Raw genomic sequence first — 11616 nt, 5'->3', positions numbered from 1 at the left:
TGCCCGTTATCGTGGTAGGGATCGCTGTCCGGATTACGGCCCAACTGTAGAGCGACTTAGCGAGCGCAGGGGGAACCACCGTGGCGCTGAAGCACGAGCCGACCGCGCCGTACCACTCCGCCCAGGACGCGCTGCGCGTCCTGGAGGCGGTGGCGCGGCACACCACCGGAATCACCGACGCCCAGCTCGCCCGGCACACCAGCATCGAACCGGAGCGGCTGACCACCCTCCTTCGCATGCTGCGCCGCGAGGGCTACGTCGAGCAGGTCGCCGACGGCGCGTACGTCACGGGCGACGCCCTGACCCGCCTCGGCTCCGCCCATGACCGTGACCAGGCGCTGCGCGAGACGCTCCAGCGCACGCTGGACCGGCTGCGCGACTCGGTCGGCGCGGCCGTGTACTTGAGCCGGTACGTCGACGGAGAGGTGCGGATCGCCCAGTACGCCGACGGCCCGACGATGCCGGTGGTGAACGAGTGGGTGGACTTCCGCTACTCGGCCCACGCGACGGCGATCGGCAAGAGCCTGCTGGGCCAGCTGGACCACAACAGCCGGCGCGACCACCTGTCCCGGCACAAGATGGCCCGCCTCACCTCCCGGACCATCACCAGCGACAAGCTCCTGCTGTCCCGTCTGGAGTCCCAGCCGCCGACGGTCCCCCACCTCGACCTCCAGGAGTACGCGGTGGGCACGGTCTGCGCGGCCGTCCCCATCACCGCCGGATCGTCGGTGGGCTGCCTGGCCCTCTCGCTCCCGGTCGAGCACGCCCACCGGCTCCGTCAGGCGGCGGACGCCCTGAACCGCAACGCGGCCCCGGTCCTGCTCAGCCTGGCCATCTGAGCCCCCTACCCAACGGTGGTCAGAAGCACCCCTCGGGACCAGGTAGTATTTTCTCTGTCGCCAGCCGAGGGAACAAAACCCGCGGTCGGCGAGGGTCATGCGCCGCTAGCTCAGTTGGTTAGAGCAGCTGACTCTTAATCAGCGGGTCCGGGGTTCGAGTCCCTGGCGGCGCACTCCTGAAGGGCCTCTCGTGGGAGCGAGGGGCCCTTCGACGTATGCCACGGGGACGGCTGGGATTCTGAGGCGGCCGGGGCCGGGCGGCCGGGGGTCCGGGGGTTGCCCCCCGGGGAACGCAGCATCAGCGGGTCCGGGGGTCGAGTCCCTGGCGGCGCACTCCTGAAGGGCCTCTCGTGGGAGCGGGAGGCCCTTCCATGTTGTGCGGGTCGGCCTGGGTCAGGGGGCGGTAGGTCGTCTCGCCCGGGGGACGCCACCACACCGGGTCCTCGCAGTGGACGCCCTCCCGTCTCAGCAGGGCTCGGTGGATCTTGTTCGTGGCCGTCACCGGCATCCGGTCCACGACCCGTACGAACCGGGGTGCCATCTTCGTGCCCAGGTCGGGCTGGGCGGACAGGAAGGCCGTGAAGCCCGACGCGTCGAAGCTTCCCGCCAGCGTCGCCATCACCTGGTCGCCGGTCACCGGATCCGGCACCGCGTACACCGCGACGGCGCCGGCCCCCTCGTAGCGCGCGAGGATGTTCTCGATCATGGCGGCGGCCAGGTTCTCCCCGTCGACCCGGATGCGGTCGTCCGCGCGGCCCGCGAAGTACAGGAATCCGTCGGCGTCCCGGCAGAAGAGGTCGCCGGTCCAGTACCAGCCGTTCCTGCGCCGCTCCTGCTCCGCCTCCGGGTTGCGCCAGTAGCCCTCGAAGGGGTTGGGGGCCCGGTTGACCAGCTCCCCTATCGCCTCGTCCCCGTTCAGCAGCCGCCCCGCCGCGTCGAACACCGCCGCCGGGCACTCGGCCCGCGTCTCCGGGTCGAGGACGACGAGCCCCGGTCCCGCCCGCCCCACCGCCCCCGCCGGCGTCCCCGGCGACCACTGCACCGCCGCCCCGCCCTCCGAGGACCCGTATCCCTCCATCAGCCGCACTCCGAACCGCCGCTCGAAGGCCGCCGCGTCCACCGCCCCCGCCTCCGTGCCGAAGCCCGTACGGAGCGGGTTGTCCCGGTCGTCGTCCCGCTCCTCGGTCGCCAGGACGTACTGGATGGCCCGGCCCACATACGTGAAGTACGTCGCCCCGTACCGCCGCACGTCCCCCAGGAACCCCGACGCCGAGAACCGCCGCCGCAGCGCGACCCCCGCCCCGGCCGCGAGCGCGGGCGCCCAGTCGGCGATCACCGCGTTGCCGTGGAACATCGGCATGCAGACGTAGTGCACGTCATCGGCCCGCACCCCGAACTGGCCGGCCAGCGAGCGCCCGGCCGCGGCCAGGCGGCCCTGGGAGCAGATCGCGGCCTTCGGGGCGCCCGTGGAGCCCGAGGTGAAGTAGAGGAGGAGGCGGTCGCGCGGGTCGGCCCGGTAGGGGTCGGGGCGGGCGCCCGCGTACGGGGCGAGCAAGGCCTCGTACTCCTCGGAGTCGGTCAGCAGCACGCGCACACCAGGGAGTTCGAGGCCTTGGAGGAGCGGGGTGTACGTCCGGTCCGTGATCAGGAGGCGGCACTCGGTGTGCAGGATGTCCCGGGCCAGTTCGGGGCCGCGGCGGGTGGGGTTGATGCCGGCGACGGCCGTGCGGGCGAGGGCCGCCGCGCTCAACCACAGCGGATATTCAGGGGTGTTGTCGAGGAGGACGCCGATGTTCGCGCCCACCGGCGGGAGCAGCTCCGCCAGCAGCGCCGCACGGGCCGCCGCACCCGCCGCCACTTCGTGATGGGTGAGCGTCCGCTCCTCGCACCACAGACCGGGCCGGTGATCACCCCACCGCCCCGCGACGAGCTCCGCGACCGTGCACGCCTTGGACTTGGACTCCATGGCCGCGCACGGTAGCTGACGGGCCCTCAGATGAGGAGGGTCGTCACGGGGTCATCGTCACGCCGTCCACGACGACCGTGTTGGTCGTGTCGCCCCCGTCGTCGCCGAAACCGAAGCCGAACTCGTCCGACATCTGGTTGAACGTGATCATGAACGCGATGCAGAAGCCCGCGACCAACCCGAGGAACGCCAGCACACCGATCATGGACGCGGCGAGCGCGGTCCGGCGCGGGGTTTTGGCCGTGGCGATGACGGTGGCGCCCTCGGCGTAGTACACGGTGACGAAGTCGCCCTCCAGGACCGTCCCCGGGCCGTCCTCCTCCTCGAAGCGGACGGTACGGCCGTCGCGGGCGGTGAACTCGTAGACGTGGTGCAGCGTGGTGCTCACCGACGTGTCGCCGCCGCCACCGTGGGTCGTCGTGTACGTCCGCAGACAGCGCGCCTCGGCCGTCAGCCCGCTGTTCCAGGCCCGGCGGATCTGCACCGCACGGCGCAGCAGGCGGTACGCGAGGAACGAGACCAGCGCCAGGATGAGGCTGGGTGCGAGGTAGAAGAAGAGCTCCATGGTGCTTCCCCCGAGGTCGGATACTGCTCCTCAGCGCCGACATGGTCATGACGGCGTGGAGGGAACCTACCCCGGGGGAGCATCGGCCCAGCTCAAGCAAGGCTCAGAGAATCAGAACGTGACGTCCGAGCAGGCGTAGAACGCGTTGCCGGTGTCGGCGATCGTCCACACCGCGAGGATCACGTGGTGACCGCTCAGCCCGGACGGCAGGGTGCCGCTGTGGGAGAGGGTGGACGGCGGGCGCTGACCGTTGTAGGGGACGGTCAGGAACGGGGTGAGGTTGAGGTCGGAGCGGGCCAGGTTGTGGTTCTGGTTCCAGCCCGGCTTGGTGACGTAGTACTTGAAGTCGGTGGTGGCGTGCATGGCGGTGAACTGCCAGCGGAACGTGTAGCTCTGGCCGCCCGTCACCTTGGTCGTCGGCCAGGCGCCGCCCGTCGGCTTGGTGGGCGAGCTGAGCTGGCTGAAGCGGCTCACGCCGCCGTTGCAGATCTGTCCGTCGGCCGGCCCGGAGCCGGGGAAGCCCTTGGGACCCTCGACGCTCTGCGGCTCCCACTGGATGTCGCCGCAGTTCGTCACGGTGCCGTTCTGGCAGAGCTTCTGCCTGCTGATGGGGAGGTCGGTGTAGCCGTGTCCGCTGGCGCCGCCGGAGGAGAGCACGAGGGCTCCGGCCGTGCTGAGGCCCAGCACGGCGGCGTACCACTTGGTCTTTTTGCGCATGCTGCCGCTCCCTGGAGAACGTGGGGAAGTTCAGTGAGGCGGTTCAGTGAGGCGTGCAGGTCTAGACCAAGTCCCAGATTATTGCTGACGCTTGAACATGTCCATACCAATCGGCGGACCTGTTCGACGGGTCGACTCAGGTACCCGTCACGCCCCCTGCTCCCCCCGCCCCGCGCAGAACGCCACCGTCAAGTCCTTGACCAGCGCCTTGCGTTCGTAGTCGTCCAGCTCCACCAGACCGCGCATGGTCAGCCGGGTCACCGTGTCCTCCACCGAGTCCACGACCGACGTCAGCACGGTCGCCCGGTGCTGGGCGTCCAGCGCAGCGATCCGGCGGCGGTGCATCGCGGCGGCGACCTCGGGCGCGTACTCCACCCGCACCGGCTGCACCGAGAACACCTCCAGGCCCACCGGCGCCGCGTCCGTCGCGACCAGCCGGGTCAGCGCGTCGGTCGCCGCGTCGACGGACGCCCGCGCCGAACCCGGCAGCTCCACCGGCACCCGTGCCAGCGCCGCCTCCACGCACTCGCGCAGATAGCTCTCGTGGTCCTCGACGCCCAGCGTGGCCCGCGCGGTGTCCCGCACCCGCCACACCACGAGCACGACCACCCGCAGCGCGACCCCGTTGCCGTCCGCGGCCGGCAACGGCTCACCGCGCCAGTGCCGCAGCCGTACGTCGACCCGGCGGCGCAGCAGCAGCGGGTTGACCCACATCAGGCCGGTGCGCCGGACCGTGCCCCGGTAGCGGCCGAACAGCCCCAGCACCCAGGCCCGCCCGGTCCGCCCGCGGGCCAGCCCGCCAAACCCGAAGAGACCGAGGGCACCCGCGCCCGCGTACGCCGCCCACTGCACCGGACCGAGGCCGGCGCCCGCGTACTCCGGCAGCCGCAGCGCCTCCACCGCGAGCGTCGGCAGCGCGCCCGCCCACCAGGAGGTGGCCACGCAGCCGGCCACCCCGCAGGCACCGGCGAGCACCCCCGCCGAGCCCGGCAGCACCCGCGCCGGGCGCTCGGCCAGCTCGGGGTCGACCTGGGGCGCGGGGCGCGGCGCGGGCCCGCCCGGGCGCCGGAAGCGGGGCTGCTCGCCGGTGCCCTGGCGGCGTCCGACGACCGCGGGACTGAGCGGGACGGCCCCGGTCTCGGGGTCGTCGCGGAACAGCAGATGAACGGGGATCTCGGTGGTCGCCTCGTTCTGGATGAGCCGGGCCGGCCGGGAGACCGGGGTGGTCCCGGTCGGCGGTCCCTCGGGTTCTTCCGTGGACGGTGATGGTGTGGTGGTGCTCATGCGTGCCTCCAGCCTCCGCGCCAGATGCGTCATGACAGTGGGTGGGTGTTGCGGGATGCGGGTGATGTGGAGCGGGTGATGCGGTGCGGGTTACGTCGTCCGGGCTACGTCGTGCTGACCAGGTGATACGGGTTGCGTGGTGCGGGCCAGGTGGTGCGGGTTGCCTGGTGCGGGCCAGGTGGTGCTGAGGTCACTTGAACAGCCGGCGCCAGGTCTCCGGGCCCGGGTAGCCGTCCGCCGCGCCGCCCCGCCAGCCCTGGGTGCGCTGGAAGGCCTCCACGGCCCGTCGGTCCGCCTCGCCCCAGCGGGGACCGGGACCCGTCGTGTAGTACTTGCCGAACCCCTTCTTCACCAGCTGCTCGCCGAGCAGGGTGACGTACTTGTTGTGCGCCCCGGGCCGGAAGGACGCCCGCCCCGGGTAGCCGGCCACCCCGTGCGAGGAGGGTGCCGGCGGCCCCGCCGCGCCCGTTCGGATGTCGTTGCCCTTGCCCGTCACCAGCAGCGTCCAGGTCTGCGGCCCCGGCAGCCCGTCGGCGTCCCGGCCGGTCCAGCCCTGCGCCTGCTGGAAGGCCTGGGTGGCCCGCCGGTCGGTGTCCGTCCAGCGGGGTCCCGGGCCGGAGGTGTAGAAGCGGGCGGCGCCGCGCTCGACGAGCATGCGGCCCAGCTGGGTGACGTACTTGTTGTTGGCGCCGGGACCGAAGTACGCGGCGCCGGGGTACGGCTCGTCGAGCGGCTCGGCCGGCTTGTCGCCGCCTGGGGCGCCGGCCACCAGGCCCTTGTAGCGGTAGGCGGTGTAGCGGGCCGAGTTGCTCCAGTACGCGTACGGGGTCGCCTGCTTGCGGGCGCGCGGCGGGGTCTCCTCGTAGGCGATGTAGTAGGTGTGCGTGTAGTCGGTCCAGCCGCCGAAGATGACGACGTGCGAGCCCTTCTCGGGGTCGGCCGGATTGTGGAACAGCAGGATGTCGCCGGGCTGGAGGTCGTCCTTGGCGATCCGGACGCCGTACTGGTCGAGGCTGCCGGTCCACTCGTTGCCGGGCAGGCTCCAGGCCATGGAGACGAAGCCGGAGCAGTCCTGCCGGTAACCGTCGGACCAGTACTCGCTCATGCTGTAGGGCACCTGCGCGGCGACCCAGGTCTTGGCCCGCGTGATGATCGCGGCGCGGGTGGTGGCGGGGGCCTGGACGTCGGCGGGTTTGCCGCCCGGGCCGTGCAGCGGGGCCTTGCCGCCCTGGGGGGTGTCGGGCTCGTCACCTGCGGGAACGTGGGGGCGGTCGGGGTGGGCGGGGGCGTGGGGGGCGGCGAAGGCGGGGGCCGCCTGGGTCACGGCGATCGCCGCGGTGGCCGTCGCGGCGAGGACGACGGCTCGGTGGGCGGCCGGGTGGCGGCCGGTGCGGGAATGCGGCAGTACGCGCCTCCAGTGAACGCATCCGGGACAGTCGCAGTCGCTCGCGGGATCGAACTCCTCGAACACCGGTTCGTCGAAGCCCGGAGTCTCCATGCGATTCCCCTCACACTCCAGATGGAAATGTCCGCGATTGTGCACGTTCGTCAGTTTCTCAACTGTCTTCCGGGCGCGCATGTTGACGGTCCGAATGATGTACGCGCCCCGCTCCACCCCAGGTGGGAGCACCCGCCGGTGGTCAGAAGCACCCTCCGGCGTCCGGTAGAGTTCTCCGGGTCAGCAGGCGCCGCTAGCTCAGTTGGTTAGAGCAGCTGACTCTTAATCAGCGGGTCCGGGGTTCGAGTCCCTGGCGGCGCACAGACGACGAAAGCCTCTCGCACACGCGGGGGGCTTTCGTGTTGAGCGGGACAGCAGGGGCGGACGGGGTGTGGCGTGTGCGGGTGGACACACCTTCACGCCCCCTTGAACCGGGCGGGCTCAGGGGCCGTATGGATCGGCAAACATTTCGCCCATCACTGTCCACAACGGCTCCACAGCCTCCCCACACGGGCCACAATGAACGCGTATGACCGGTAAACACCGCGTTTCGCATCTTGCGATCATGACTGGCACCGTAGAAACCTGGTTCTTCAAGATGCTGCGGATTCGCGGCAGTTGGGGGGTAGGGAGCCGGTTGCCGACGCTGGCGGGGTGAGGGGCCCCGTTTCATAACGAGATGCCGAGGGGGGCATCATGCAACCGGAAGGTCGCGGTTCCATGTCTATCGGTATGGAGAGTGTGGTGACTGCGGCCCACCACTGATACGTCTGTGAAGGTCGAGGGGGACTCGAGCAGACGTAAGGAACCGACACAGCACGCGATCACTCGCGTGTGGGGGGATGACTCATGACGTCGACGCCGACGGGCGCCCGGCAGAACTTCGACCCGTCTCAGACCACCCAGCTCAGGGTGGCTTCACAAACCCGGACGGGTGCGTTTCGCCGGATCAAGAAGACGCTGCCGAAGTATGACTACGAGCACTACAGCCGGCTCGCCGGTCCCCTCACCCAGCCGGATCCGACCAAGCCGTACAAGGTGCAGTACCGCTCGCTGATCTCCCAGGAGCCGCACCGCATACGAGTCGCCCTGATGCTGGCCGCCGCGCCGGTGCTCTCCCTGGTCCTGCTGTTCTGGCTGCTCCAGCCCGAGCACTGGACCGAACGCGACTACCCCGCCTTCGACTTCCTGCCGGCCCTCGACATCGTCATGCTCGTCTCGATCGGCCTGATCGAGTTCTTCCGCTGCATGAACGTGCTGTCGAACGCGCACGCCACCCTGGTCGCCCGCGACCCCGTCCCGGTGGTGCCCGAGACCGGCACCAGAGTCGCCTTCCTGACCTCCTTCGTGCCCGGCAAGGAGCCGCTGGAGATGGTGACGAAGACCCTGGAGGCGGCGGTCAAGCTGCGCCACCGGGGCCTTCTGCATGTGTGGCTCCTCGACGAGGGCGACGACCCCGAGGTCAAGGAGGTCTGCGCCCGGCTCGGCGTGCACCACTTCTCCCGCAAGGGCGTCCCGCAGTGGAACCAGGCCAAGGGCCCGCACCGCGCCAAGACCAAGCACGGCAACTACAACGCCTGGCTGGACGCGCACGGCGACGACTACGACTACTTCGCCTCCGTCGACACCGACCACGTGCCGCTGCCCAACTACCTGGAGCGGATGCTCGGCTTCTTCCGCGACCCGGACATCGGCTTCGTCATCGGCCCACAGGTCTACGGCAACTACGACAACTTCGTCACCAAGGCCGCCGAGTCCCAGCAGTTCCTCTTCCACGCCCTCATCCAGCGGGCCGGGAACTACTACGGCGCCCCGATGTTCGTCGGTACGTCAAACGCGGTACGGATCAAGGCGCTCAAGCAGATCGGCGGCCTGTACGACTCGATCACCGAGGACATGGCGACCGGCTTCGAGATCCACCGCCACAAGAACCCGGCGACGGGCCGCAAGTGGCGCTCGGTCTACACGCCGGACGTCCTGGCCGTCGGTGAGGGGCCCAGCGCCTGGACGGACTTCTTCACCCAGCAGATGCGCTGGTCGCGAGGGACGTACGAGACGATCCTCAAGCAGTACTGGAAGGGCTGGTTCTCGCTGCCCCCGGGCAAGCTCTTCAACTACACGATGATGATCATCTTCTACCCGATGTCCGCCCTCAACTGGATCCTCGCGGCCATCAGCTGCGCGCTCTTCCTCGGCCTGGGCGCCTCAGGTGTGAACATCGACCCGACCGTGTGGCTGATGCTCTACGGCAACGCCTCCGCGCTCCAGATCGGCCTCTACGTCTGGAACCGCCGCCACAACGTCTCGCCGCACGAGCCGGAGGGCTCCGGCGGCGTGGCCGGCATGGTGATGTCCGCGCTCTCCGCGCCGCTGTACGCCAAGGCCCTGATCGACTCCGCGCTGCGCCGCAAGAGCAAGTTCGTCGTCACCCCCAAGGGCGAGTCGGCCAGCCCCGACCGCTGGTTCGCGACCTTCCGCTACCACTGGTACTTCATCGCGATCTTCGGCGGCTCGATCGGCGCCGGCGTCGTCTACGGCCACTCGCACCCCGCGATGATCACCTGGGCCATCTTCGCCATGCTGATCACCGCCACCCCGATCTTCGTCTGGCGGCTCACCGTACGCCAGGAGAGGAAGCGGCCCGCGGCGCCGCCGCAGGACCCGGCGGCCGTACCGGCGCAGGCGCAGTACCAGCCGCAGCCGCTGCCGACGTCTCCGCACACCCCGGCGCAGAAGCCGACCTGGGCGTCGTCGAACACGGGCGGCACGGGCAGCACCAGCAACACGAGCAACACCGACAACGGGGGCAACGATCAGACGATGCAGATCGCCCTCGGTGGACTTGGGGGACGTAAGGAATGAACGACCAGGCTGGACGCCGCCGTGCCCGTCGCCTCGCGATCGGCACGGTGGTGGTACTCGCGCTGGCCGGGATGAACGGGCCGTGGCTGTACCGCTTCGGCACCGAGAAATACCACCAGTACCAGATCAACAAGCCGGAGTACAAAGCCGAGAACGGCAAGTGGGACATCGTCGAGTTCCCCGAGGAGTACCGGCAGAACACCATCCACGCGGCGCTGCTGCGCACCGGCAAGGTGCTGCTCGTCGCGGGCTCCGGCAACAACCAGGACAACTTCGACGCCAAGAAGTTCGACACCCGGATCTGGGACCCGGTCAAGGGCACCATCAAGAAGGTGCCCACCCCCAGCGACCTGTTCTGCACCGGCCACACCCAGCTCGCCAACGGCAATCTGCTGATCGCGGGCGGCACCAAGCGGTACGAGAAGCTGAAGGGTGACGTCACCAAGGCCGGCGGCCTGATGATCGTCCACAACGAGAACCCGGACAAGCCGATCACGCTGCCCGCCGGAACGAAGTTCACGGGCAAGGAGAACGGCAAGACGTTCGTGTCCAAGGACTCGATCATCGTGCCGCGCGCGAAGAAGAACTTCGACAAGGCGACCGGCAAGTTCCTCGGCAACACCCCCGGCATCTACCGGGTGTACGTGGAGGCGCAGAGGTCCGGCGAGAAGTACGCGACTGGCACCCAGGACAACTACCGCATCCAGGGGCTGGCCGGCACCGACGCGCGCAACACCTACGGCATCGCCCAGAAGCTCGCCCTGGACAAGAAGGACTTCCAGGGCATCCGGGACTCCTACGAGTTCGACCCGGTCGCCGAGCGGTACATCAAGGTCGACCCGATGAACGAGGCCCGCTGGTACCCGACGCTCACCACCCTGAGCGACGGCAAGATCCTCAGCGTCTCCGGCCTCGACGACATCGGCCAGCTGGTGCCGGGCAAGAACGAGGTCTTCGACCCGAAGACCAGGAAGTGGACCTACCTCGACAAGGTCCGGCAGTTCCCGACGTACCCCGCGCTGTTCCTCATGCAGAACGGCAAGGTCTTCTACTCGGGGTCGAACGCGGGCTACGGACCGGACAACGTCGGCCGGGACCCGGGCATCTGGGACGTCGACACCAACAAGTTCACCAAGCTGCCCGGGCTCAGCGACCCCAAGCTGATGGAGACCTCCGGCACCGTGCTGCTGCCGCCCGCGCAGGACGAGAAGTTCATGGTGGTCGGCGGCGGCGGGGTCGGCGAGTCGGCCAAGTCCAGCAACAAGACCCGGATCATCGACCTGAAGGCCGACAACCCGAAGTTCGTGGACGGTCCGACGCTGGAGAAGGGCACCCGCTACCCGAGCTCCTCGATCCTGCCCGACGACACCGTGCTGGTGTCGGGCGGCTCGGAGGACTACCGCGGGCGCGGCGACTCCAACATCCACCAGGCGCGGCTCTACCACCCGGACACCAACACCTTCGAGCAGGTGGCGGACCCGCTGGTGGGCCGGAACTACCACTCCGGGTCGCTGCTGCTGCCCGACGGCCGGGTGATGTTCTTCGGCTCGGACTCGCTCTACAGCGACAAGGCCAACACCAAGCCGGGCAAGTTCGAGCAGCGCATCGAGATCTACACGCCGCCGTACCTCTACCGGGACTCGCGGCCCTCCCTCTCGGGCGGTCCGCAGACCATCGAGCGCGGCGACTCGGGGACGTTCACCTCCCAGCACGCCTCGACGGTGAGGAAGGTCCGGCTGATCCGGCCGAGCGCGTCCACGCACGTCACGGATGTGGACCAGCGGTCGATCGCGCTGGACTACAAGGTGTCCGGGGACAAGATCACGGTGACGGTTCCGAAGAACAGGAACCTGGTGCAGTCGGGGTGGTACATGCTGTTCGTCGACGACGACCAGGGCACGCCCAGCAAGGCGCAGTGGGTCAAGGTTCCCTAGTCCGTACGTGG

8 protein-coding genes and 2 tRNA genes are annotated in these 11616 nt (G+C 69.6%); 5 read left to right on the top strand and 5 right to left on the bottom strand.

Annotated features, from left to right (window positions below; translation table 11 throughout):
- The first annotated feature begins 80 nt into the window (after window positions 1-80).
- Together ACFUO4_RS11625 and ACFUO4_RS11620 are read left to right on the top strand one after the other, a co-directional pair.
- Entirely contained in the window at window positions 81-839 is a 759-nt protein-coding gene (locus ACFUO4_RS11625) for an IclR family transcriptional regulator (RefSeq protein ID WP_383482821.1), read from the top strand.
- A 99-nt stretch (window positions 840-938) separates the two neighbouring features.
- Window positions 939-1012, top strand: a tRNA-Lys gene (locus ACFUO4_RS11620).
- Window positions 1013-1137: 125 nt separating this feature from the next.
- On the opposite strand, the gene ACFUO4_RS11615 is transcribed toward ACFUO4_RS11620, so the two are convergent.
- The 5 genes from ACFUO4_RS11615 to ACFUO4_RS11595 all read right to left on the bottom strand — a co-directional run bounded on the left by ACFUO4_RS11615 (window position 1138) and on the right by ACFUO4_RS11595 (window position 6869).
- Window positions 1138-2805 carry an AMP-binding protein gene (locus ACFUO4_RS11615; RefSeq protein ID WP_383482818.1) on the bottom strand — a complete coding sequence of 556 codons (1668 nt, stop codon included), beginning with the start codon at window positions 2803-2805 and terminating at the stop codon, window positions 1138-1140.
- Between the two features lie 43 nt (window positions 2806-2848).
- On the bottom strand, window positions 2849-3370 hold the full coding sequence (locus ACFUO4_RS11610) for a hypothetical protein (protein ID WP_383482815.1): 522 nt from the start codon (window positions 3368-3370) through the stop codon (window positions 2849-2851).
- A 111-nt stretch (window positions 3371-3481) separates the two neighbouring features.
- A complete protein-coding gene (locus tag ACFUO4_RS11605; protein ID WP_079313087.1) occupies window positions 3482-4087 on the bottom strand; it encodes a lytic polysaccharide monooxygenase in 606 nt (201 codons plus the stop codon).
- 147 nt (window positions 4088-4234) lie between these two features.
- Window positions 4235-5371 (bottom strand): SPFH domain-containing protein, encoded by a 1137-nt coding sequence (locus tag ACFUO4_RS11600; protein ID WP_383482812.1) that lies wholly within the window; start codon window positions 5369-5371, stop codon window positions 4235-4237.
- A gap of 190 nt (window positions 5372-5561) precedes the next feature.
- Entirely contained in the window at window positions 5562-6869 is a 1308-nt protein-coding gene (locus ACFUO4_RS11595) for a peptidoglycan-binding protein (RefSeq protein ID WP_383482809.1), read from the bottom strand.
- A gap of 187 nt (window positions 6870-7056) precedes the next feature.
- Between ACFUO4_RS11595 and ACFUO4_RS11590 the strand changes: the two genes are divergently transcribed.
- From ACFUO4_RS11590 to ACFUO4_RS11580, 3 genes are all read left to right on the top strand, one after another.
- Window positions 7057-7130, top strand: a tRNA-Lys gene (locus ACFUO4_RS11590).
- Between the two features lie 528 nt (window positions 7131-7658).
- Window positions 7659-9671 carry a glycosyltransferase family 2 protein gene (locus ACFUO4_RS11585; RefSeq protein WP_383482806.1) on the top strand — a complete coding sequence of 671 codons (2013 nt, stop codon included), beginning with the start codon at window positions 7659-7661 and terminating at the stop codon, window positions 9669-9671.
- A complete protein-coding gene (locus tag ACFUO4_RS11580; protein ID WP_383482802.1) occupies window positions 9668-11605 on the top strand; it encodes a galactose oxidase-like domain-containing protein in 1938 nt (645 codons plus the stop codon). Before ACFUO4_RS11585 ends, ACFUO4_RS11580 begins: the two co-directional genes overlap by 4 nt.
- Window positions 11606-11616: the final 11 nt, after the last annotated feature.

Origin of the sequence: Streptomyces sp. NPDC057280, assembly GCF_042668605.1 — a bacterium.
Taxonomy (GTDB): domain Bacteria; phylum Actinomycetota; class Actinomycetes; order Streptomycetales; family Streptomycetaceae; genus Streptomyces.
This window is presented reverse-complemented; position numbering and strand designations above follow the sequence as displayed.